Source organism: Janthinobacterium sp. PSRC1-1 (genome assembly GCF_049897525.1).
Classification (GTDB): Bacteria; Pseudomonadota; Gammaproteobacteria; order Burkholderiales; family Burkholderiaceae_D; genus Janthinobacterium; species Janthinobacterium tructae.
Genome location: NZ_JAFCWK010000012.1, coordinates 53,038 through 75,368, shown reverse-complemented (window position 1 = coordinate 75,368; position 22,331 = coordinate 53,038). Strand labels below are relative to the sequence as shown.

The following is a 22,331-nucleotide window of genomic DNA, read 5'->3' as shown; positions in this document are numbered from 1 at the left end:
CATCATGAAAAACCTGCACAAAGTTGTATTGGCAACCTTGATTGGCCTGTCATCCGTGGCAACGACCTCCGTGGCGCTCGCCCAGCAGCAGAGCGCCTCCGCGACGCAAGACGCGATGAGCGAAGGGGAAATCAAGAAAGTGGATAAGGACGCCGGCAAGCTTACCATCAAACATGGCGAGCTGAAGAACTTGGGCATGCCAGGGATGACCATGATGTTCAAGGTCAAAGAGCCGTCGATGCTCGACAAGGTCAAACAAGGCGACAAGGTACGTTTCGTGGTGGAAAAAGTTAACGGTGCACTCACGGTCACTTCCATCGAAGCAGTAAAGTAAATTTAACAAAGAGAGTTGAACATGAAGACACTGCGGAAAATGATTCTTGCCACATCCATTGTGGCGGCAACGCTGGCTACCCCATTTGCCTTGGCACATGCGAGCTTGAAGAGCTCCAATCCCGAGGCAGGTGCCTCCCTGGCAGTTGCACCAAAGGAGATTGCGCTGACCTTCAACGAGAAGGTGGAAGAAGCCTTTAGCTCAATCACTCTGAGCGATGGCGAAGGCAAAGCCGTTGCTGCAGACAAGGCAAAGGTTGATGCAGTAAATCCGGCCATCTTACGCTTGGAAGTACCGACATTGAATGCTGGCGCCTATACCGTGAGCTGGGCAGTTGCAGGGCACGATGGACACCGTCGCAAAGGCGACTTTAAGTTCACGGTGAAATAAATGGATGCAGTCTCGCTGTTGCAAGTCAGTTCAGCTTTGCTGCTGAACTTCGGCTTTGCCTGGCTCGTCGGATCATGGTTTGCACGTTACTGGATGCGTTCTAGCGGTGTCGATCATGATCATTTCGAACCAGCGCTGCGCAAACTTGACTTGATGGCAGCGGCAATCAGCATGGTTGGTAGTGCATCGGCACTATTGAGCGCGACGGCGGTCATGGGAGGTGTAGGGCTACGCGAAGCGTGCCCGATGTTTTGGATGATGGTGTCTACAACCGACTACGGACATGCAGGCTGCGCCATTGTTGTGGCGATGCTTGTTCTCTTTTTTGTTCGATTAACAGGCGGAGTCGGCCGCAGCAGCGATATTGCTGTCGTTCTGCTTTTGGCTACTTTTTCTGCAACACGGGCGTCCATGGGGCATGCGGGCGAGGAAGGCTTCTGGACTATTCCGCTAGCGGTTGAAGCGATTCATTTTTTTGCCATCGGCCTATGGACTGGTGCGGTGATGGTGTCCGGCTGGTTTGTTCTACATGAGACGCGGATAAGGACATTTGATACGGGGTCCATCGATCAATACCTCGAACTGATGTCCCAGGCCGCAATGCTTGCAGTAGTTGCCATTGTTGCTACTGGTATCTACAGCGCCTGGCACCGTGTGGGGAGTTCAGAGCATCTTGTTCATACCACCTATGGCATCACTTTGCTGGTCAAAGTTGCAATGGTCTTCCTGGCCATCGTCTTGGGCGGCTACAACAAATTTCTTGGATTGCCTGCCGCCTCCCGCTCCTCCCGCGGCGTCACTCTGGTGAGAGTTGTTTTACAAGTAGAGACCTTGCTACTGCTCGGTGCACTGTTTGCGGCGGCAATTCTTACCACTCAACAACCACCTACCGCGATGTAATGTCGCGACGGTTTTCTACAAGGGAGTACGATATGAAAAAGATGACCTCAAATGCAATTGCAATAATGTTACTGGCCAGCTTGAGCACTTTCAGCAATGCTGCGGTACCGGATAGCAGCCCGGCAGCACATGGTGGTCATCAGCATGGCGCAAATGAGCAGAGCGTATCTCTTGTCGGCAAGGCGGGCGACCCGAAAAAAGCGACGCGTACCGTCACTGTCGATATGAACGACACCATGCGCTTTAACCCAGCGTCTATTGCCGTGAAACGGGGCGAGACCATTCGCTTTGTCGTCAACAATTCCGGCAAGATCAAGCATGAGATGGTCATTGGTTCTGAGAGCGAGTTGAAAGAACATGCCCAACAAATGGCAAAGTTTCCGGAGATGGAGCATGCGGAACCCAATCAGGTGACCTTGACGCCTGGAAAATCGGGAACCATTGTCTGGCAGTTCGACAAAGCCGGCAAAGTGGAATTTGCGTGCTTACAACCCGGCCACTTTGAGGCGGGCATGAAGGGGCAGGTAGTGGTTTCTGCCAAATAGATGACTTCATTCGGCGGGAATGTTCAATTCCCGCCGTTGCCGCAATAGCTGGTTCCACCACAGCCAACGAAACAGGCGAATCTGGCCAAGGAGTGATTCATGAGTAGAACTGACGCCGAGCATCATGCACACGAGCATCATCACGACAGCCACAGTAAAACTGAACCCGACGATGCGCGGCTGGCAGTAGACGAAAAACCATTCATTGACCCGGTATGCGGTATGCACGTTGGCGCAAATCCCGAAAAAGAAATCACCTACAAAAGTATGGTCTACCACTTCTGTAGCGGAAAGTGCATGACAAAGTTCAACGCAGCGCCAGATTCCTTTATCGATAAAGCGAATGCGGCACCCAACCCTACGCATGCCCCCCAGGAGGGAGCAGTCTACACCTGCCCGATGCACCCCGAGATTCGCCAGCCAGCACCGGGAACTTGCCCTATTTGCGGCATGTCGCTCGAACCTGAAATGCCGACGCTAGATGAGGCGGAAAACCCGGAGCTAGTCGATTTTCGCCATCGTTTCTGGTGGACGCTGCCTCTTACCTTAGTGGTGTTCTTACTGGCGATGTTTGGGCATGTGTTCCTTTCTATGGGGCTGCCAGGCCAAAACTGGATTGAATTCGCATTAAGTACACCTGTCGTACTGTGGGCCGGCTGGCCATTTTTCAGACGCTGGGCGCAATCGCTGGCACGCATGAGCCCGAATATGTGGACTTTGATTGGCTTTGGCGTAATGGCTGCTTATGGCTATAGTGTCGTCGCCACAATCGCACCGGGCCTCTTCCCGCTTACCTTTGCTGCACATGGCCGCATAGGCGTATATTTTGAAGCAGCGGCAGTCATTGTTTCGCTCACGCTTCTTGGACAGATACTTGAGCTGCGCGCACGCTCCCAAACTTCCGCCGCAATCAAATCCTTACTTGGCCTCGCTCCAAAGACGGCTCGACGCATTCAGGACGATGGCTCCGAGGATGACATCCCGCTCACGCACGTCCACGTCGGCGACAAACTCCGTGTCCGACCCGGTGAGAAGGTACCAGTTGATGGCGTAGTGCTCGATGGCGAGAGCTCGCTCGATGAGTCAATGCTGACTGGCGAGCCCTTACCTGTGACAAAGCGTGCAGGAGACACGTTGATTGGCGCAACGATCAATACCAGCGGGAGCCTGATTATGCGTGCCGAAAAAATCGGCAGCGACACGATGTTGTCTCAAATCGTACAAATGGTCGCGCAGGCGCAGCGCTCCCGCGCGCCTATGCAACGACTCGCCGATAGTGTTGCAGGCTATTTCGTGGTCGTTGTCGTGGCAATAGCGCTACTGACGTTCGTGTTATGGGGAATGTATGGCCCTGAACCGAGCTGGGTCTTTGGTTTTGTTAACGCCGTTGCAGTACTGATCATTGCTTGCCCATGTGCATTGGGGTTAGCCACGCCGATGTCCATTATGGCCGCCACAGGCCGCGCGGCCACCCAAGGTGTGCTCTTTCGGGATGCCGCAGCGATAGAAGACCTCAAGAAGGTCGACACACTGATTGTCGACAAGACGGGGACCCTCACTGAAGGTAAGCCTTCCTTTAACAGCGTGGTCGCAGCGCCCGGTTTCAAGGACGAAGACGTCCTGCAAATGGCGGCGAGCATAGACCAGGGCAGCGAACATCCGTTAGCGCACGCGATCGTCTACGAAGCGAACAGGCGAGCACTGGTGCTAACCAAACCTGACAGTTTTGAGTCTGCCAGCGGTATTGGCGTGCGCGGCACGCTTGGCGGGGTGCACATCGCACTGGGCAACACCGCGCTGATGGATGCTGACAAAGTCGATTGGAGGCCGCTTGCTGAGGTCGCTGAACGCCTGCGGACAGAAGGTGCTAGCGTCATGTATCTATCCTCTGACGGCGTTTTGGCTGGACTGATTGCGGTGTCGGATCCCATCAAGGCAACGACGCATGAGGCCATAGAAGGCTTGCGCGCTGAAGGGCTGACCGTAATCATGGCCACTGGCGATGGCGTCACCACTGCGAAGTCCGTAGCCGAAAGGCTGGGCATCACGGAGTTCTACGGCGAGGTGAAACCACAGGACAAGTTGGCCTTGGTAGAAAAACTGCAAAAGCAAGGCAAGGTGGTCGCAATGGCCGGCGATGGAATCAATGATGCCCCCGCACTGGCGAAGGCCAATGTTGGTATTGCCATGGGTACAGGAACAGACGTGGCTATCAATAGCGCTCACGTCGCTTTAGTAAAAGGAGATCTGCGTGGGATTGCCCTTGCCCGTCGAATCTCGGTCGATACTGTTCGAAATATGTGGCAGAACCTGGGCTTCGCGTTTGTCTACAATGCCTTGGGCATTCCCCTGGCTGCCGGTGTGCTGTATCCATTTACTGGCCAACTGCTATCGCCGATGATCGCCGCGTTAGCGATGAGCCTGAGTTCCGTGTCTGTCATTACCAATGCACTCCGGTTGCGCGGTACCGGTCGGCCTTAACCGCTGACTGTGGCACCGAGCGACATTCTTGTGGAAGCAAACATGAATATACCTGCGATAGTGAAAGCTGCATCGAATAATGGCTGCTTGCTTAGCAACGAAGAATTGAATTTTCTTCCGGCTGCACGCCTCAATAGAGACTGTTTCTGCACCAGTTTGGATAGCTCCGCATTGAAAATAGCGCTTTCTAGCGAACCGGGCATGGACGGATTGCACGAGTTGATCGAGGAGCGGTGTCCCTATCTATTTTCTGCGCGGCCTATTTTTGTCTCGTATCGCCAAAGCAAACGTATTGCGGACGTTATTGCAGCGATTGAATCCGTAATATCGCTGCCATCGTATCGTGCGCGCGTTCTGACTGATGCTCCTGACATTGCCAAGCATAATCCTGATGATGCAAAAGGAGTATTTTTTGGCTATGACTTCCACATCCACGACGATACCTTGGCGCTCATCGAAATCAACACAAATGCCGGTGGAGCGATGCTCAACGCCGCGATGGCAAAAGCCCATAGATCGTGCTGTCTCAGCGATAGTGAATTGACACGAGCCATTGATAGCGGTGCGACCCTTGAAGATACCATCTTCAACATGTTTGAGTCGGAATGGGCGCTCTCTCAACGTTCACAGCCACTTCGGACAGTCGCGATAGTTGACGATCATCCAGAGCAGCAGTATCTCTATCCCGAGTTTGTTCTTTTTCGACGCTTGTTCGAACGCCACGGCATAGAGGCCGTTATTGCCTCACCATCGGACCTTACCTATCGTGATGGCGTTTTACGTCATGGGGATCTTGCTATCGACTTGGTCTATAACCGGCTGACCGATTTCATGCTTGAGTCGCCCCAGTGTCTCCCATTGCGTTCGGCGTATCTAGAAAGCGCAATCGTGCTAACGCCGCACCCCCAAGCGCATACCCTCTATGCAAATAAGGCAAATCTGGTTCTGCTATCGGATAAGAAAGAGCTCGTAGCGCTTGGCGTAGCCCCCGCCGTGCAAGATATTCTGCTCAAGAGCATACCGCGAACGCAGATTGTGACGGCCTCCGATGCGGACCGCTTGTGGACGGAGCGCCGAAAGTTGTTTTTTAAACCTGTTGCAGGTTACGGGGGGCGAGCCACGTACCGTGGTGAAAAGATCACCAAACGGGTATGGCAGGACATTCTGGCTGGTGACTACGTCGCTCAGGCCCTCGTCATACCCGGTGAGCGCTCGATCGGTTCCACCGATAATCCTAGCTCGCTGAAATTCGACCTTCGAGTCTATGTTTATGACGGAAAGGTGCAGTGGACCGCGGCCAGGATGTATCAGGGGCAAACCACCAACTTTCGCACCCCTGGAGGTGGTTTTGCACCTGTTTATAGTTTGGACGACGAGCGCACTGCGAATGAAATCAGCTCTATCGCGACTAGAGCTAGTTCCCATCACGATTGAGACGTGTTTGATCCTTAAAGCGAACAGGTTAGTTAGTTACTCTATCCGACCAGCTCTCTGAAACGTCAGAAATCGAATGTCAATGAGGGAGGAATCCATGAATAAAATTGAATCGATCCAGGCATCTATCGGGCTCACAGTTAAGGGTAGCACCAGCGCGGAAGGCAAGACGGCAGGGCAAATGTTTTCTGCCACATTAGCTAATGCACTAGGATCGACGCCAATAGTGGCAATGGCCTTGCCTCCAGTGGCAACTATTCAACACACACAGTTTGACCTTCCATTGAATTTGACCGCTGCTAAGATTTGGCAGCAGGTGAGTATCAATGAACGTGCGCTCGGACTGCGGGCGTACCGTCAAGAACTTCTCGCATCCAATATCGCGAATGCCGATACGCCTGGATATGTGGCGGTAGATATTGACATTGAGAAGGCCTTAAAAACAGGAAAGTCAAAAGATGACGTTTCCCTGCAATTTCGTATTCCAGCCCAAGGTAGCATTGATGGAAACACCGTTGATATGGATGTTGAACGGGCCCAATTTGCTCACAATTCCCTCATGTATGAATACAGCGTTGATCGTGTCAAGGGACGCTTCAAGGAACTAGATGACCTTTTGAAAAATACACCATATTAGTAATCTCTTCTTGGAAATACTGACAGTAGCGACTTAATGCAACTACCGCAGGCAACGGAAAGATTAAGTCATGGCGTGATCGGGTAAGCACCTGAATGGATACGATCGCTGCTGGCCGCATATGCCACCAGCAGCGATCGCATCCAGCACTCAAAACCGCGTTACTTTTTCTTCATCATTTCCTGACAGTCCTTCATCATTTGATCCATTTTTTCATACATTTTCGGATCCATTTGATGATCCTTTTTTGGCTCCATCTGATGTTCCATTCCAGCTTGCGGGGCTTTATTGGCCGCTCGCATCATTTGCGCCTGCTTGGCCTTGCGCCCTTGCTCAATCAGTTGCCAGTCCGGGCCAGCGAAGGCGGGAAATGCAGTGCTAAGAGTGCTGATACAGAGCAGCGTAAGTAGTAATTTTTTCATGATAGACTCCTCGATAAACTAATTTGATGTATGCATCGTCATCCCCATGGTCAAGTGGCTAATTCAACCATCGACAATACAAAAGCCGCAGCGCAACTGCGGGAACGTCTGACATATCAGAAAAAAAATCACTTCTATCCGTTTGCGAAACAAAACGCATCGTAGCAGTGGTAGCACCGAGATCCGGATAGTCGCCGCCTGCGTTATGGTCGGCAAAAGGTGGTCCCATATAGCAGAAGGCGCATGTCTGGCAGCTTGGCATGGCCATCGGCTGCGCAATCGCCGCAGATGCAGGCATGTCGTTTTGCAGTGGAAACGCCGGTATATGGCTGCACCAGATAAAACCGAACAACACCACCGCACACCTCACGAAATACACGAGGTGCTTAGCCGAGCGGTAGGTGCCGAACGGTCTCATGACGGCTAATTCTCCTCTGCTGCTGCCGAGCCGGCGGCACGGATCTGACGCCGACGAAGCAGCAGATAAACCGCAGGGACCACAAACATGGACAACAACGGCGCGGTAATCATGCCGCCAACCATCGGCGCGGCGATGCGCTGCATGACCTCCGACCCGGTGCCGGTGCCCAGCATAATCGGCACCAGGCCGGCGATAATGACCGCCACCGTCATTGCCTTGGGCCTCACGCGCAAGACCGCCCCTTCACGAATTGCATCGAGCAGATCGGTTTCACTAGCGTTACCATTCGCCAGACGTTCATCCCAGGCATGCTTTAAATAAAGCAGCATGATTACGCCGAATTCGGCCGAGACGCCAGCCAACGCGATGAAGCCGACGCCGCCGGCGACTGACAGGTGATAGTCGAGCAACCACAGTAGCCAAATGCCGCCGGCCAGCGCAAACGGCAGCGTTGCCATGATCAAGGCCGCTTCATCGAAGCGCTTGAAGGTCAAATAAAGCAGCACGAAGATAATAAGCAAGGTCGCTGGCACGACGATTTTGAGTTTTTCAGTGGCACGCTCTAGATATTCGAACTGCCCCGACCATGCAATGGAGTAACCCGCCGGCAATTTGACTTCCCTGGCGACGACTTGCTTCATGTCATACACAGTCGAACTCAAGTCGCGATCGCGAATATCGACATACACCCAGCCTGACAGCCGGGCATTTTCACTCTTGAGCATCGGTGGGCCGTCGTCGATGCGGATCGCGGCGACATCACCCAGCCGGATTTGCGCCCCCCGCTCTGTCAGCACCGGTAGCTGGCGCAGTTTCTCAATTGAGTCGCGCACCTCGCGTGGATAGCGCACATTAATCGGGAAACGCTGCAATCCTTCAACAGTTTCACCGATATTGTCGCCGCCGATCGCCGCCGACACCACGCTTTGCACGTCTGCTATATTCAAGCCATAGCGGGCGGCCGCGTCGCGATCGATGTTGACGTCGATGTACCGTCCGCCGTTCAGGCGCTCGGCCAGCGCTGAGGAGACACCCGGCACCTTCTTGACTGCGCGTTCTATCTCACCAGTGATGCGGTCAATTTCCTGCAAGCTAACGCCTGCGACCTTGACGCCGACCGGGCTTTTTATGCCGGTGGCCAGCATGTCAATCCGGTTGCGGATCGGCGGCACCCAGATGTTGGACAGCCCAGGCACCTTGACGGTGCGGTCCAGTTCCTGTATCAATTTTTCCGGCGTCATGCCAGGGCGCCACTGATCGCGCGGCTTGAACTGGATCATGGTTTCGAACATTTCCAGCGGCGCCGGATCAGTGGCGCTCTCGGCTCGACCGGCCTTGCCGAAGACGCTTTGTACCTCTGGTACCGTTTTAATCAGCCGGTCAGTCTGCTGCAACAACTGCGCGACCTTGCCGGCCGACAGACCGGGCAACGCCGACGGCATGTACAGCACATCGCCTTCATCCAATGGCGGCATGAATTCGCCGCCGAGCCGGGTCATGGGCCAGATCGTGATGGCTGCTACCAGTGCTGCCGCCAGCAAAGTCAGCTTTGGAAAACGCAGTACGACATCGAGCAAGGGGCGGTATAGCGCGACCAGGAAACGATTGAGGGGATTCTTTTGCTCATCGGGAATCCGGCCGCGGATCAGATAGCCCATTAAAATGGGAATCAGCGTCACCGCCAGTCCAGCCGCCGCCGCCATCGCATACGTCTTGGTAAAGGCCAGCGGCGAAAACAGACGGCCCTCTTGCGCTTCCAGAGTGAACACGGGAATAAACGAGAGAACGATGATCAAAAGCGAAAAGAACAGTGCTGGTCCAACCTCAACAGCAGCGTCGCCAATGACGCGCCAATGCTCATGACCCTTTAGCTGTTTACCTGGATGGGCATGATTCCAGGCTTCAATATGCTTATGGGCATTCTCGATCATCACCACGGCGGCATCGACCATCGCGCCTACAGCAATGGCGATACCGCCCAGCGACATGATATTGGCGTTGACTCCCTGGTAGTACATGACGATAAAGGCGATCAGGATGCCGATCGGCAGCGTGATGATGGCCACCAGCGCCGAGCGCAAGTGAAACAGGAACAGCGCACAGACCACAGCGACGACAATGAATTCCTCGATCAGCTTTTCTTTCAGGTTGGTCACAGCGCGCTTGATCAGGTTCGATCGGTCGTAGGTGGGGATGATCTCGACGCCGGGCGGAAGGCTCGCTTTTAGCTTTTCCAGCTTGACCTTGACGGCATCGATGGTTTCCAGCGCATTTTTCCCGGAACGCATGATGATCACGCCGCCAGCAACTTCGCCCTCACCATTCAAATCGGCAATCCCGCGCCGCATCTCTGGCCCGATCTGGATGCGCGCGACATCGCCCAGCCGGACCGATACGCCAGCGTCAGTCGTCATCAACGGAATCTTGCGGAAGTCGTCAAGCGACTTCAGATAACCAGAGGCCCGTACCATGTATTCGGCCTCGCCCAATTCCAGCACGGAACCGCCCGTTTCCTGGTTGGCTTTCTGCACGGCATCGATAATTTTGCCATGTGGGATGTTAAAGGCGCGCATCTTGTCTGGATCGAGCACGATCTGGTACTGACGCACCATGCCGCCAATGCTGGCCACTTCCGAGACGTTGGGCACCGCTTTCAACTCATACTTGAGAAACCAGTCCTGCAAGGCGCGCAATTGCGACAAATCGGTCTTGCCGCTACGGTCGACCAGCGCATATTCATAGACCCAGCCGACGCCGGTCGCATCTGGTCCGAGCGCGGTTTTTGCCTGCGGTGGCAGGCGTGACTGCACCTGGTTCAGATATTCCAACACCCGTGAACGCGCCCAGTACGGATCGGTACCGTCTTCAAACAGAATGTAGACGAAGGAGTCACCGAAAAACGAGTATCCGCGCACCGTCTTGGCACCCGGCACCGACAGCATGGTGGTGGTCAGTGGATACGTGACCTGGTTCTCGACGATTTGCGGCGCTTGCCCCGGATAGCTGGTGCGGATAATAACCTGCACGTCCGACAGGTCGGGAATGGCATCGAGCGGCGTGCGCGCCAGCGACCAAATGCCCCAGACCGTAATGAATACAGTCGCCAACAAGACCAGAAAACGGTTGCTGATAGACCAGCGGATCAGTTTTGTGATCATTTCGCCACTCCCGCGGGTGCTTTCATGCCACCCATGGGTTTATTTTCGGGTTTCGGCGCACCGGAGGTCGGCGCAATGGCCACGATCTCAAAGCTGCCATCCTCGCCTTGCTGGATGTCGAAGGCGACTCGGTCACCTATGCCAATATTGCGCTGCAAGCCCGTGGAAGACACTTTGAAACCCATCGTCATCGCCCCCCACTGCAGCGACGTGATAGGGCCATGCGAAATGGTGATTTCATCCTTGCCGATCTGTTCGACCTTGCCTACCCCATGGTGGCGCGGAAGTGCCTTGTCTGCGTCAGGGGACTGCGTATCGCTCATGCGTGTCGTCGTTCCCTTCAGGCTGGCCTCGGAATCGATCAAGAACTGCGCCGAGACGACCACTTTCTGACCAGCGGATAGGCCCTTGCGAATTTCGGTGAGACCACTGCCTTCGCTGCCGACCTCCACATCGACGGGCATAAACTTGCCGCCCTCCTGGGCAAGCATGACAACGCTGCGCGTACCCGTCTGGATGACTGCCTCCGACGGCACCTGCAAAACATCGGTGCCACTGTTTGACGCGAAGGTCAGAGTAGCAAACATACCGGGCAACAACTGAGCGCCGGGGTTAGCCAGCTCCACACGGGCTTTCAGGGTTCGCGTCGCGGCATTAACTTCCGGCAAAATGGCACCCACCTTGCCCTTGAAAATAGTTCCGGGTAGCGCCTGTACCTGCGCTTCGACGGCGTCACCAGGGCGAACCTTGGCCGCCACGCTTTCGGGAACCTCCGCGTTGACCCATACTGTCGCAAGTCCATTGATGCGAAACAGCGGCGCACCAGCGGAGACGGTCATTCCTTCGCGGGCGCCAAGCTCTGCGATCACACCGCTGATGGGTGCTGAAACCGTCAAGCGAGGATGGACCTTTCCACTTGACTCGACTAGCCGGATTTGCCCCTCACTCATACCAACTAGCCGCATGCGCTGGCGGGCAGCGTCGACCAGGGATGCTGTTTCATTGCCTTGCATACGACGGCTTGCCAGATAGTCTTCTTGTGCCGCGATCCAGTCAGGGACATACAAGTCAGCCAAGGGTTGCCCCTTTTCCACCGGATCGAGCAGGGCACGCGCATACAAGCGCTCTACAAATCCACCGCTACGCGCCTGCACCAGTGCCACGTCGCGCTCGTTATAGGCAACGTTACCGACGGCAACCAAGCCGGCGGACATCCTTCCTGATGTGACGAGCGCTGTGCGCACTCCCAGGTTTTGCTGGACCCGCGGGCTAATCGTAACATTACTGTCCTCACCATCCCCCGCAGCATAGACGGGCACCAGCGGCATATCCATGAACGGTGACTTACCGGGTTTGTCAAACTTCTGGCCCGGCACCATGGGGTCATGCCAATATAATGGTTTCTTGTTGGCAGCACTCGCGGCGCCTGCTGCGTTGCCGGATACCGCCTTGACGTCACCTGTAGATACTGTCTGATGTGCTTGTCGTAAACCAAACTGGTAACCGGCATAAGCGACCGCTGCAAGGGATCCCGCAAGTACCAGGACGCGTAATTTCTTATTGTTCATTTGAATTCCTGCTGGCGATGTACTGCGGAAATCTGCGTGATTGCGATGTCGGGAAAGAGGAAGCGAAGCTGTGCCCAGAACTGGGCTGTATTCATCTGCAACTGCAGCAACTGAACGTGCATGTCCGCACTGTTACGCCTGGCAGCGAGCACCTCAGCCAAAGAGGCTTTTCCGCCACGATAAGAGGCCAGGACCGCTTGGCTTCGCTTGTCGGCAAGGGGCAATAGCTGGAGCGCGTAGCGCTCGCTACGTTCTTGGCCACTCCTCCATTCGATGAGCAAGGCACGGATGTTGGCGGCATCTTCTCGCAGCAGTTCGTCGCGTTCGCTCCTCGCTTGTTCGACCAAGGCGAGTTTGGAGCCTAGTTCGCGGTCCTGCCGGTTTTTGCGATCCCACTGTAATGGCAGGGATAGGCCAACGGAGACCATGTTCGAGTAGGCCGCGCCGCGCTGCTGGAATGCGAACTCGATACTCCAGTCCGGATGCCGATTCGCTTGCGCCAGATTGACGTCGGCCTGGGCGACTTCTTCCTGCCGATTCAACACCATGATCTGCGGGCGGTGCGCCAGTTCAGTGTCGAGCAACACCGGGTCCAGAGGGATGGTGCCCAAGTCGGGCATGCTGGAATCGGCAAGTTCGCCGCTGCTGCCAGTCCAACGCACCAGCATGTTTTTTGCCGTATTGAGGTCGCGTTCGACCTGACTGGCTCGGTCCTCAAGGGTTAACAAGGCAGAACGCGCAGCCAGCACGTCGGCCTGGCTGCCACGCCCGCCCCGATAGGCGGCCGTAGCGGCGTCAATTTCCTGGCGGGAAAAGACCACTTGTTCTGTCAGAACTACTGACATTTTCCGAATGTAGTAGACGTTGAGCCAGGAGATCGCCGTGTCGCGCTGAATCGCGGCGAGTGCGACATCTTTTTGCGCCTGCGCCTTGTCGGCTTCGCGCTCAAGACGTGCGGAACGCCAGCGCAATTTATCGGCGCGTGTCAGTTCCTGCGAAATGCCGATGCGCCGCATCGTCATGAAATCCCCGCTCAAACTAAAGCGATCGGTGCCACTTAAGGGCACATTATCGATGCCGACCTTGAGAGTGGGATCGGGGCGCTGCGCCACTGCTACCGCCATTTCGTGTGCGGCGACAGTTGCCTGGTCCTGCGCATGAAGTTGGCGCGAGCGGGCGACAGCCTGCTGCAGCGCCTCGGTGAAGGTGACTGGCTGGGGGGCCGCGCGCGCATCATGAACGAAGGCAAGCAGCGGAACAGTAAGGGCGAGAGTTAACGCCGTCTTCATGAATGGGTGAAGGCGGACGATGCGTGCATTTGTATGCACGGTGTACGGGATTGACATGGCAGCTCCAGAATGCGATGGGAGGCATCGCCTTGTCGAACCCGACAAGGCGATGGCGATCTAGGCAGTCTGGAGTGTTAAATACGGAAACAGCAATGGCGGATAGCGATAGGCGGTGCCGTTGGCCTCGCCAAGGTAATGAGCAAAGGAGGTTTGGCTGTATACACTACGGGAGTGTCATAAATAGCTAACGTCAGAAGCAGGACAACAGGTACGAAAGATGGGTGGTCGGCGACAGGCGTCTTGTCCAGCGACTGCCTGGACGCATCCCCCACAGCATAAATTTGACACAACGTCGACTGGTCAGTGTCCATGCCGGCGCAGTCTGTCATCGCGGGCATCGCAGACACCCCAACACCTGCGGATGTAACGGAACTACCGACTCCCATCGGTACGCCGGGGCATAGGTATGAAGCGACCGCATGCTGCATGAACAGCATGCTAAGTATCGCGACAAGAGCCGTGAACAATCGCACTGTGCGGGAGGTCTTCATAAACTATCTAAACGGATGATATTCGTAGCCTAGGTTGTATCAAACCAACTGTCAAGCTATTGCTATGCTGTCACTTGACCGTGAGCAAGTACGGATCGAATGACAGATATCATCACTATACGCATTACCATAATGGGAAGGTCAATCAAAGACATATGTCGCCGGATTGGAATGCTTTACGTTTAATTGCTTGACAAAAAACTTGCAATCGATGCACCATTTCCAGCAATTCCTTCGCTGGACCGGTGTCGATTGATTTCAATGACGAATATCCATGAAACGGCTTATCCACGCCTGAAACAAGAGTTCACTGAGCAGGAGCTCGGGGCGATCTACACGCCTTCGCGCGCACAAATTGACCATATCTTCACGCTGTATCGCCAAGCATCGCATCGTACTTTTTTGCTGATCCAACTTATGCTGTTGCAAAGGCTCGGTTATTTCGTCCCTTTGTCGAGCATCCCGTCTATCGTGGTGCGGCATATCTGCGAACATAGCGGTCTGCGCGTTCCGGCAAAACGAGCGCTGGCGCAATACGATCAATCCGGTAGCAAGACAACACACCAGCGCCGTCTGCGCGGGTACGTGGGGATCCGGGTGATGGACTCGTCCGATGAATACTGGCTGGAAGATCAGGCCCTGCAGGCTGCCCATACCAAGCAGGAGCTACCCGACATTATCAATGTCCTGATTGAAGAGTTGGTCCAGCGTCGCCTGGAACTGCCTGGATTCACCTACTTGTTCAGGCTGGCTCGCCATTCCCGTACCAGCGTCAATGACGGCATCTATAAGGCGGTGGCTGGCGGATTGCCAACTTGCGTGGTCGAGCGTTTTGAACACATGCTCACTGCGGGTAAGAACCTGCGCATATGGGATAGCCTCAAACGCGAGCCGAAGCAGCCCAATGTGCGTGCGGTGACGGATTTCCTGGCCCACATTGAGACCATGATCGCGCTGGCGCAGGATCTGCCCAATACCGAGGCCATCGCCGCAACCAAGCGTGAACAACTCGTTTTGGAGGCGCGTGCCCTGGATGTGGCGGAAATGCGGCGGCTCAAGCCACTCAAGCGCCACACCCTCATCGTGCTGCTGATTCAAAGCCAGTTGCAGAAGGCAATGGACGATATCGCCGAAATCTTCATCAAGACCATCCGCAGCTTGCATAACGGTGCCGAGGAACGGTTGCGGCAATATCACCTGCAGCACGCCGAACAGATTGAGCGTTTGATCGGACAGTTCCGCGAAGTGCTGACCGTCCTGAGCGACGAGGGCAGCGACGAGGAGCGCGTCGCTAGGGTCGAGCAATCCCTCGACGGGGATCTTGGGGCATGGATCACTGAATGCGACGAGCACATGGCGTATGCTGGCAATAACTATTATCCGTTCATGCTGGTCGGGTATGTTGGCAAGCGCAGCCTGCTCTTCAAGTGCCTCGAAGCGCTCAGTCTGAAATCGAGCTCCCAGGATCAGAGCCTGCTGGCGGCGATCGCCATCATCCAAAAGCATCGCTCCAGCCACAAGGAACAACTGCCAGCGGCAGAAGGTGCGCTACCTGAATTGGCACTGGACTGGATGTCCGATAAGTGGCGCAAGCTGGTTTTTGGCCGAGTCGCAGCCGATGCCCCAGCGAACGTGCATCGCAAGTATTTCGAACTTGCCGTGATGACGCAAGTCATGGATGAACTCAAGTCGGGCGATCTGTACGTCGAGCATAGCGGCGACTACGATGATTATCGCAACCACCTGGTGGACTGGGAGCAATACGAGCGTGAAGTGAAAGCCTATGGTGAACTGGTAGGGCTGTCGGTGGAAGCTCCGGCGTTTGTCGCGCAGTTGCGCGACAAACTCGGCAGTCTAGCGCGCGACGTTGACAGCCGATTCCCGCAAAATAGCCTTGCCGATATAGACGAGAGCGGCATTGTGATCCGTCGCATGGAGCGCCCGAAGCCGCCACCCGAACTTGACGCCATCGAGCAGATGGTCACCAATGAAATGGATCCGGTGAGCATCCTTGATGTATTGACCGAGACTGAAAAATGGTTGGACTTGCATAAACTCTTCGGTCCGTTGTCCGGCTTCGAGGCCAAAGTAGACGATCCGCGCAAGCGCTTCATCACTACGTTGTTTTGCTATGGTTGTAACCTGGGCGCCACGCAAACCGCACGCTCGATCAAGGGACTGAGCCGCAAGCAGGTGGCCTGGCTCAATCTCAAGCATGTCACCGAGCAGCGTCTGGACAAGGCGATCGTCAAGGTGATCAATGCATACAACCGCTTCGCATTGCCACGTTATTGGGGGTCGGGAAAGAGCGCGTCGGCCGACGGTACCAAATGGAACATTTACGAGGCTAACCTGCTTTCCGAATACCATATCCGCTACGGTGGATACGGCGGCATTGGCTACTACCATGTGTCCGACAAGTACATCGCGTTGTTCAGTCACTTTATTCCATGCGGCGTCTATGAGGCGGTTTACATCCTCGATGGGCTAATCAACAACCAGTCGGACATCCAGCCAGATACGCTGCACGGCGATACCCAGGCCCAAAGCACGCCTGTCTTTGGCCTGGCTTCGCTGCTGGGTATCGACCTGATGCCCCGCATCCGCAATATCAAAGATCTGGTGTTCTTCAAGGCGGACAAGGCCGACCAGTATGACAATATTGGCAGCCTGTTCCGTGGATCGATCGACTGGGAACTGATCGCGCGCCATATGAAGGACATGCTGCGCGTCGTTATTTCCATCAAAGCGGGCAAGATTGCGCCATCGACGATCCTGCGCCGCCTAGGGACCGCTAGCCGCAAGAACAAGCTCTACTACGCGTTCCGCGAGCTCGGTAGGGTACATCGGACAATGTTCCTGCTCAAGTACATCAACGACGCAGAATTGCGTCGTACCATCCATGCAGCAACCAACAAGAGCGAGGAATTCAACGGCTTCATCAAATGGTTGTTTTTTGGGGGCGAAGGCATCATTGCCGAAAACGTTCGGCACGAACAGCGCAAGGTTATCAAGTACAACCAGCTCGTTGCGAACATGGTCATCCTGCACAATGTCCATGAGATGACGCGGCTCCTCAAGACAATACAGGCAAAGGGATATGTGCTAACGGAGGAGGTGCTTCGCGGCTTAGCGCCATATCGGAAAGGGCACATCAACCGATTCGGCGAATATATGCTGGACCTTGAACGCGAGGTAGCCCCGATGAATTATAAAGTCGAATTTACCAAATAAATCAATTGGTTAGGTCGGTTTTTGCGAAAAAAACTGCAATCCCGGCCGGCCCTCAACTCCCAGCCGAAGGGACGCGGGCGAGGCTTCACTCGCGCACGCCATAGGACGAATCAACCAGAACCAAGTTTCCGCGCCTTGGGCCGCCAAATTCAAGCGACGCAGTGAATCGGAACGGATATGGTTCTGCCAAAATACTACGGCACCACAACTACCATTTTTGAGTATTTGTTCCGTCGTCCAAAGAGCGTCTCCAGTACTTGGAGCACGAACCCATATCAATCGATTCACATCGATACCCCATATCTTGAACGCAAGCGAATGCGGGATATAAGGAGGCTGAACCAACACAATTCTTTGCTTATCCGACAACTTGGCAAGCAATGGCTTAAGCAGCTGCAACTCTCCAATACCCGATTGCTGAACCAGCAACTCGATAAGCGACGAACGTGGCCAGCCAGCACCAGGCAATTCTCCATCCAGCAACGAATATCCGGACGAACAGCTAACGTCGCGCGACACTGCCAGCTCACTTGCACGCCAGACATGAGAAATCACCAAGGGATCAGTGACCTCCACAGAGAATTCAGAGCAAACTTGTGAGCAGAGCAAAGCCATGAGGAAACACAATCGTTATCATTACAGTACTGTATGTATGTACAGTGTATGCGTGATTGTTTGATTGTGCAAGAGTCGGCTTCAGCTAAAAAAACCCGCTGAACAAAAAAGCTCTTGAGCCTGCCTTCGCGCGCGGGCGTCCCCGCTTGCTTGCGCCCCGACGGAACCCCCGTCGCCACGCCCGGTTAACTTGGAAACCCATAAATTCAACATCCTAAAAACCAAAGCCAACAACACGCAACCGACTACATGCTGCAACCACCACCACCCCGAAAAACACGATGCTGAGAAAATCATCCGTCCTCGACCTGCTACCCACTATCAGAAACAACAGCAATCTGACAAACCACACCATCAATACACGCAAGCGGAACAAGTTGCAAAAAAGCAACCCCCACTGCAGGTACCTGATGTGTAGCAAACTTAACATCCGCCGGGGCTGCGCCGGCGCTCGATGCATCTGGCGTTTTCAGAGCCTGGCGGGCTTGCTCAACGAGCGTTTTGTAGGTGGCCACCGTCTGCCGGGTCACGCCGGCGATGCGTCCAATCGCGATCTGGGTAAGACTCTCTCCGCGTTGTAGCAAAAGCCTGCAGGCGGCGCGGATCCTGTCCGCTGTACTCTTCTGCCGTTCGCAGTGAGTGCGTTCTGCAGCCAGGCTTTGGCGCGCCGGAAGCGGCAGGTCCGGGTCGAGCTGCATGATGCCGCGCTTGCAGCGGCCACTGCCCGTGTAGTTAGTCCACGTCCAACGCGCGATCGAGCGTATCGTTGCCTTCAGTGACGATACAGGCAGATCCTGGGCAAAGCCTTGCTGCGTGAATCTATTCAAGTCGTGGGCTTTGGCATCGAGCCAGCGCACGAAACTGTCGTAGTTCCCACTCTGACGCTCGCGGTTGACGATGGAGTATGCGTAGTGACGCAAATGCTCGAACAACAGGCAATGGCGAGAGTGCGCAATGTCGTCTACCTTGACTCTCTTGGCCCAAGGGGCCGCCACGGCCAGGTCGACGTAGTCGGCCAGGGCGCCCAGCTCGTACACTGAGTTGTGTAACTCCTCGGTCGACCACCATGGATGTCCTGGCGTCTTGGCCACCGGCCCTGAGTGGAAATTGGGATCTGCGCGCAGCGCTATCGAGAATGCTGCGTAGACGGCCTTCATGAAAGCGATAGGCTTGTCGCGCGCGGCATCAGTCGTGCACACCGGGGGAATCGCATAATAAAGGTGGCTATTGCCGGAAGCGCGATTTCGCACGATCAGGTTTGGCGCAGGCAGGCCTGCATCTTCCCATATCATGGAATTTGCATGGTCGAGGTCAAAGATCAGCCAGCTGACAAGGCCTGGCCGATTGATTTGCATGTACGGATAGCGTACCGCATACTCGCGCGGGCGAGTGCGGGTCGCTGTTTTGTTGTCGCTGCAGCGCGGAATATAGGGCGCCTCTTGCAGCACCCGGTGCAGGGCGGTACCGTGCTCGAAGTATCGAACATCGGGCTCGGCGACGCTATTCACCACTTGCTCCCAGGGGGCGGCAAGACGGTGCCAACATGTAGAGCAAACACGGTACAACGCTCAAATTTTTGGGCGAGCAGGTACTCACCTCGGCCATGATTCTTCATGGGAGCTCCAGATGCCAAGTGACAGGCGTAAAAAATCCCTTGCACTGAGTTGAGCACCGAACTAGAATCACGGCTGAAGAGTACGTGATTCATGTTTTGGCACTGCCAGAGCATTAGCAGAGGCCCGGTTCCCGCCGGGCCTTTTGCTTTTTAGGGCATCAAATTGTTAGCGTTTCAGATTAGCTCGTCATCGCAGTCCTTATATTTCGTTGATCGACCGGTTATTTCTTGTTACCATCGGCCAAGGCTTGTAACGCCTTGGTAATTTCGTTCATCGCCAGTTCGGCATCCGCATCGCTGGTAAATTCAAGACGCAGCACTTTTTTGGCCTGATGGACCTTGCAGTAAGTTGCACGTCCCGAACGCACGGTCACCGGCGCCGGCGCTACGCGCGGTGTAACAGCACGCCGGGTTGACCTGGTCGCCATCGCCACTGCCTCGGACTGGGAGGACGTGCCGCTGATGATCGATTCAATCGCTGCCATGACCCCTTCCGTATGGCCTTTGGCATGGAGCGCAGCCAACTCGGCGGCCGCATTGCGGCCAAGCTTATCCTGCTGTGCATCGAGCAGCGGTATCGCCGCAGTCGGCAGTTCGCCGAACACCATCAGGTTGGCAACAGTAGTTCGAGGCACGCCAGCATGCTTTGCGACATCGGCAATGGTCAGCGTTTGATCTTCGTCCAGCAGTTTCTTGAAGCCTACATACTTGGCATAATCCGGCAGAGTGTTGTGAAGCAAGTTCGCATAGAAAGCATCACGGTCAGCGTGTTCATCGTCCGACAGATCCAGTACGGCAGGGATGGTTGCACGGCCACGGTCGACATAAAAATCAAACCGGTTATGTCCGGAAACCACCTCATACCAGCCGTCCGGGGCAGGGCGCAGCGTCACGGGCGTAACCAACTTGTTGCTATCGAGGTTGGCGTACAGCGCGTCCCTTTCCGCATTGGTCAGCTGTCGTTGGCGCCCAGGAATCTTGCGGATGCGGGCCACTGGCGCCTCGAAGGGCACACCCGCACTGCGGGCCGCCTCGTCAAGCGCGGCTTTAAGCGACTCGACTTCGGCCTGGCTTGCTTCCTGCAGTTGCGCAAGACGCACGCGAAGCTCAGCGGACTCGGCGTCAGAGCCGCCATCAGCCTGCTTGGCCAGCGCCTCGTCGAGCTGTCGCTGTAGTTCTTCAATCTTTGCCTGGTACTTCAGTGCATCAAGGCGGAAAGCGCCCAGCTGGCCGGGCATAGTCACATTGCGCTGGTTGGCGATCGGCGTCGGAGGATTTTCGCTGACATTGCGTTCCAGGTTCGCCGTCTGGCCAAGCAGTCGTGCCGCCAACTTATTGACGCGCGGCGGGCGCTTATCGTCTTTGGTGCTCATACTGCTTCCTTCATTTCGCGGTGCGCCCAGCAAGTTTGCAGGGACACGTCGAGTTCCGCCACGACAGCATTGAACGCCTCAATCGCACGGTTATAGGTGCGCTGGCTACCGTCATAGCTCTCGAGATCGTAGATAGTCTTGAATTCCGCGTAAGCGTTTTTCACCAGATCGGTCTCCGGAATCTCGGCCGTTCCTAGCAGTTCTGGATAAGTTTGCTTGATCCACGTCTTGACAATATCGGTCATGGACACTGACGACTTCACCTTCGACAACACGATCTTGATGAACTCGAATTCCTTGTCGATATCCTTGCCTTCCCGCATCGAGTTGAACAACTCGGAAAACTGCCTGAAGAATTGCGTCGACGACGCGTAGTCCAGCGTTTCCGGGGGGAGGGGGATGATCATGCCGTCGGCAGCCATGAAGCTGGCCAGCGCCAGATACGACAATGTAGGAGGCGTGTCGATAATGATCACGTCATATTTTTCGCGCAACGGCTGCATGGCCTTGTTCAAGACGTCCCAAAACTGAAAATTCGGATCGCTTGCCTGCTTGTTGGGCAAGTAATAGTCAGCACCAAACAGGTCTGGCGACGATGGAATCAAATCAATGCCGTCCCAGTAGCTGGGCAGTGCAGCATAAAGAAGATCCTCTTTGTCTCCGTAAACGACCGGCATGACCGTCATATCCTCGTTCACCTCCGCATCTGGCACAAAACCCATCAAGGTGGTGGTTGAAGCCTGCGGATCCAGATCGACCAGGCAAACGCTATGCCCCATCAAAGTCAACCCCTGCGCCACCGCAACCGTGGTGGTGGTCTTGCCTACGCCGCCCTTGAAGTTGCCACAACAGACGACCAGGCCCAGGGTGCCGGCCGGACGCCGTTTGTGCGGGCCGATCTGCTGCACGATGGCGCGCGCCTCGGCCAGGGTGAACATGCGACTACGGCCGTTACCCTTCAACTGACCCGGTGGTATGATGCCCTTGCTGCAAAGATGATTGAGCTTCGTTCGCTCGATATGACACATTTGAGCCAGTCGCGTGCCAGATATCATGGGGGACGTTTTTCGTGGCCATGGCGCCAACAAGTCGTCACGCAGCTGCAGCAGGGTCGCCTCAGCGCGATCGGCGATGCGGATCAGCCCGTCGATATCGACGACGTTTCGTGCAGGCAGAATTCGTTTGGCGGACATGCGCTTACCTCGGTGATTGGTGGTTTTTGGCACTGTCGCCGCTTTTTGCAAAAAAACACAGAAAGCGATGACGCGACCGGATATTAACGTTTACAGTCAAAAACGTATATAACTTTCCTTGGTTTACAAGCAAAATATTGCACAGCTGTCGAAATTGCTCAAATATTCACC

At 55.2% G+C, this 22,331-nt stretch carries 17 protein-coding genes; 8 read left to right on the top strand and 9 right to left on the bottom strand.

All coding sequences use genetic code 11. The features are described from left to right. The first annotated feature begins 4 nt into the window (after positions 1-4). From ACP7DW_RS22590 to ACP7DW_RS22560, 7 genes are all read left to right on the top strand, one after another. Positions 5-334, top strand: a complete 330-nt coding sequence (locus ACP7DW_RS22590; RefSeq protein ID WP_071080246.1) for a copper-binding protein — start codon at positions 5-7, stop codon at positions 332-334. Positions 335-355: 21 nt separating this feature from the next. Then, positions 356-724: a copper resistance CopC family protein gene (locus ACP7DW_RS22585; RefSeq protein WP_071080248.1), complete on the top strand. Its 369-nt coding sequence runs from the start codon at positions 356-358 to the stop codon at positions 722-724. Next, a complete protein-coding gene (locus ACP7DW_RS22580) occupies positions 725-1,624 on the top strand; it encodes a copper resistance D family protein (RefSeq protein WP_071080250.1) in 900 nt (299 codons plus the stop codon). It begins immediately after the preceding gene. A gap of 41 nt (positions 1,625-1,665) precedes the next feature. Continuing rightward, positions 1,666-2,169: a cupredoxin domain-containing protein gene (locus ACP7DW_RS22575; RefSeq protein WP_373918910.1), complete on the top strand. Its 504-nt coding sequence runs from the start codon at positions 1,666-1,668 to the stop codon at positions 2,167-2,169. Positions 2,170-2,268: 99 nt separating this feature from the next. Next, the gene (locus ACP7DW_RS22570) at positions 2,269-4,650 is read left to right on the top strand and encodes a heavy metal translocating P-type ATPase (protein WP_081344997.1); all 2,382 of its coding nucleotides are present in this window, start codon (positions 2,269-2,271) and stop codon (positions 4,648-4,650) included. A 42-nt stretch (positions 4,651-4,692) separates the two neighbouring features. Further along, on the top strand, positions 4,693-6,084 hold the full coding sequence (locus tag ACP7DW_RS22565) for a hypothetical protein (RefSeq protein ID WP_232731428.1): 1,392 nt from the start codon (positions 4,693-4,695) through the stop codon (positions 6,082-6,084). Between the two features lie 97 nt (positions 6,085-6,181). After that, the gene (locus tag ACP7DW_RS22560) at positions 6,182-6,721 is read left to right on the top strand and encodes a flagellar basal body rod protein FlgB (RefSeq protein WP_306821361.1); all 540 of its coding nucleotides are present in this window, start codon (positions 6,182-6,184) and stop codon (positions 6,719-6,721) included. A 161-nt stretch (positions 6,722-6,882) separates the two neighbouring features. On the opposite strand, the gene ACP7DW_RS22555 is transcribed toward ACP7DW_RS22560, so the two are convergent. The 5 genes from ACP7DW_RS22555 to ACP7DW_RS22535 are packed head-to-tail and all read right to left on the bottom strand — an operon-like array spanning position 6,883 to position 13,636. Then, positions 6,883-7,143 carry a hypothetical protein gene (locus ACP7DW_RS22555; RefSeq protein WP_070289049.1) on the bottom strand — a complete coding sequence of 87 codons (261 nt, stop codon included), beginning with the start codon at positions 7,141-7,143 and terminating at the stop codon, positions 6,883-6,885. A gap of 58 nt (positions 7,144-7,201) precedes the next feature. Further along, the gene (locus ACP7DW_RS22550; RefSeq protein ID WP_131687601.1) at positions 7,202-7,561 is read right to left on the bottom strand and encodes a hypothetical protein; all 360 of its coding nucleotides are present in this window, start codon (positions 7,559-7,561) and stop codon (positions 7,202-7,204) included. Between the two features lie 5 nt (positions 7,562-7,566). Further along, complete coding sequence (locus ACP7DW_RS22545) at positions 7,567-10,722, bottom strand: efflux RND transporter permease subunit (protein WP_071080257.1); 3,156 nt, start codon at positions 10,720-10,722, stop codon at positions 7,567-7,569. Beyond that, entirely contained in the window at positions 10,719-12,290 is a 1,572-nt protein-coding gene (locus ACP7DW_RS22540) for an efflux RND transporter periplasmic adaptor subunit (RefSeq protein WP_071080259.1), read from the bottom strand. Before ACP7DW_RS22540 ends, ACP7DW_RS22545 begins: the two co-directional genes overlap by 4 nt. Next, the gene (locus ACP7DW_RS22535) at positions 12,287-13,636 is read right to left on the bottom strand and encodes a TolC family protein (RefSeq protein WP_257561006.1); all 1,350 of its coding nucleotides are present in this window, start codon (positions 13,634-13,636) and stop codon (positions 12,287-12,289) included. Before ACP7DW_RS22535 ends, ACP7DW_RS22540 begins: the two co-directional genes overlap by 4 nt. A gap of 755 nt (positions 13,637-14,391) precedes the next feature. Here ACP7DW_RS22535 and ACP7DW_RS22530 point away from each other — a divergent pair. Then, on the top strand, positions 14,392-17,364 hold the full coding sequence (locus tag ACP7DW_RS22530; RefSeq protein ID WP_070289053.1) for a Tn3 family transposase: 2,973 nt from the start codon (positions 14,392-14,394) through the stop codon (positions 17,362-17,364). A 9-nt stretch (positions 17,365-17,373) separates the two neighbouring features. On the opposite strand, the gene imuA is transcribed toward ACP7DW_RS22530, so the two are convergent. From imuA to ACP7DW_RS22510, 4 genes are all read right to left on the bottom strand, one after another. Beyond that, positions 17,374-17,979 carry a translesion DNA synthesis-associated protein ImuA gene (imuA, locus tag ACP7DW_RS22525; RefSeq protein WP_139174855.1) on the bottom strand — a complete coding sequence of 202 codons (606 nt, stop codon included), beginning with the start codon at positions 17,977-17,979 and terminating at the stop codon, positions 17,374-17,376. 311 nt (positions 17,980-18,290) lie between these two features. Beyond that, complete coding sequence (locus ACP7DW_RS22520; RefSeq protein ID WP_242428564.1) at positions 18,291-19,487, bottom strand: replication initiation protein; 1,197 nt, start codon at positions 19,485-19,487, stop codon at positions 18,291-18,293. Between the two features lie 328 nt (positions 19,488-19,815). Then, positions 19,816-20,967 carry a ParB N-terminal domain-containing protein gene (locus tag ACP7DW_RS22515; protein ID WP_071080265.1) on the bottom strand — a complete coding sequence of 384 codons (1,152 nt, stop codon included), beginning with the start codon at positions 20,965-20,967 and terminating at the stop codon, positions 19,816-19,818. Beyond that, positions 20,964-22,160 (bottom strand): ParA family protein, encoded by a 1,197-nt coding sequence (locus ACP7DW_RS22510; protein WP_071080267.1) that lies wholly within the window; start codon positions 22,158-22,160, stop codon positions 20,964-20,966. The genes ACP7DW_RS22515 and ACP7DW_RS22510 overlap by 4 nt, the downstream gene beginning before the upstream one ends. Positions 22,161-22,331 lie beyond the last annotated feature (171 nt).

Coding starts and splice junctions, on each gene's coding strand:
- ACP7DW_RS22575 (WP_373918910.1), top strand. CDS start 1,666: ATGACCTCAAATGCAATTGCAATAATGTTACTGGCCAGCTTGAGCACT.
- ACP7DW_RS22585 (WP_071080248.1), top strand. CDS start 356: ATGAAGACACTGCGGAAAATGATTCTTGCCACATCCATTGTGGCGGCA.
- ACP7DW_RS22540 (WP_071080259.1), bottom strand. CDS start 12,290: ATGAACAATAAGAAATTACGCGTCCTGGTACTTGCGGGATCCCTTGCA.
- ACP7DW_RS22535 (WP_257561006.1), bottom strand. CDS start 13,636: ATGTCAATCCCGTACACCGTGCATACAAATGCACGCATCGTCCGCCTT.
- ACP7DW_RS22560 (WP_306821361.1), top strand. CDS start 6,182: ATGAATAAAATTGAATCGATCCAGGCATCTATCGGGCTCACAGTTAAG.
- ACP7DW_RS22545 (WP_071080257.1), bottom strand. CDS start 10,722: ATGATCACAAAACTGATCCGCTGGTCTATCAGCAACCGTTTTCTGGTC.
- ACP7DW_RS22580 (WP_071080250.1), top strand. CDS start 725: ATGGATGCAGTCTCGCTGTTGCAAGTCAGTTCAGCTTTGCTGCTGAAC.
- ACP7DW_RS22530 (WP_070289053.1), top strand. CDS start 14,392: ATGACGAATATCCATGAAACGGCTTATCCACGCCTGAAACAAGAGTTC.
- ACP7DW_RS22550 (WP_131687601.1), bottom strand. CDS start 7,561: ATGAGACCGTTCGGCACCTACCGCTCGGCTAAGCACCTCGTGTATTTC.
- ACP7DW_RS22565 (WP_232731428.1), top strand. CDS start 4,693: ATGAATATACCTGCGATAGTGAAAGCTGCATCGAATAATGGCTGCTTG.
- ACP7DW_RS22510 (WP_071080267.1), bottom strand. CDS start 22,160: ATGTCCGCCAAACGAATTCTGCCTGCACGAAACGTCGTCGATATCGAC.
- ACP7DW_RS22555 (WP_070289049.1), bottom strand. CDS start 7,143: ATGAAAAAATTACTACTTACGCTGCTCTGTATCAGCACTCTTAGCACT.
- imuA (WP_139174855.1), bottom strand. CDS start 17,979: ATGGCTTTGCTCTGCTCACAAGTTTGCTCTGAATTCTCTGTGGAGGTC.
- ACP7DW_RS22515 (WP_071080265.1), bottom strand. CDS start 20,967: ATGAGCACCAAAGACGATAAGCGCCCGCCGCGCGTCAATAAGTTGGCG.
- ACP7DW_RS22590 (WP_071080246.1), top strand. CDS start 5: ATGAAAAACCTGCACAAAGTTGTATTGGCAACCTTGATTGGCCTGTCA.
- ACP7DW_RS22570 (WP_081344997.1), top strand. CDS start 2,269: ATGAGTAGAACTGACGCCGAGCATCATGCACACGAGCATCATCACGAC.